Origin of the sequence: Mesorhizobium sp. M2A.F.Ca.ET.039.01.1.1 (assembly GCF_003998035.1) — a bacterium.
GTDB lineage: Bacteria > Pseudomonadota > Alphaproteobacteria > Rhizobiales > Rhizobiaceae > Mesorhizobium.
The window spans coordinates 1-600 of the sequence record NZ_RZRY01001430.1 but is presented as its reverse complement, the minus strand read 5'-3'; the positions used below and the strand labels follow the sequence as shown (position 1 = coordinate 600).

General features: G+C 69.8%; 1 protein-coding gene. It reads left to right on the top strand.

Annotation, left to right across the window (positions count from 1 at the left end):
• Window positions 1-10: 10 nt before the first annotated feature.
• The coding region (locus EOA24_RS40275; protein WP_127410938.1) for a uracil-DNA glycosylase at window positions 11-600 on the top strand (590 nt) is incomplete at its 3' end.

Genomic DNA, 600 nt, shown 5'->3' with positions numbered 1-600 from the left:
GGCGGCGCCCTTGACCGCCACAACCTCCCCCGAACCCAGCCGCGACTGCCTGCTTTGCCCGCGGCTGCATGATTTCATCGCCGCCTGGCGCGAGCGCGAGCCGGGCTGGTTCAACGCGCCGGTGCCGACCTTCCTGCCGCCCGAGGGTGAAGCCTCGGTCCGCCTGCTGATCGTCGGGCTTGCGCCCGGTCTGCGCGGCGCCAACCGGACGGGGCGCCCCTTCACCGGCGACTATGCCGGCGACCTGCTCTACGGCACGATGATCGCGCAGGGCCTGGCGCGCGGCGAGTTCAAGGCACGGCCGGATGACGGGCTGGAGTTGGTCGGCACGGCCATCACCAATGCGGTGCGCTGCGTGCCGCCGGAGAACAAGCCGGTCGGCGCCGAGATCGCCACCTGCCGGACTTTTCTGAAACCCACCATCGCGCGCTTCCCCAATCTGCGCGCCATTCTGACGCTGGGCTCGATCGCGCATCAGTCCACGGTGCGGGCGCTGGGCGAGCGCGTCGCGGCCATTCCGTTCCGCCATGGCGGAAAGCAGGAGGCCGGCGGCATCGCGCTGTTTTCCAGCTATCACTGCTCGCGCTACAACACCAATAC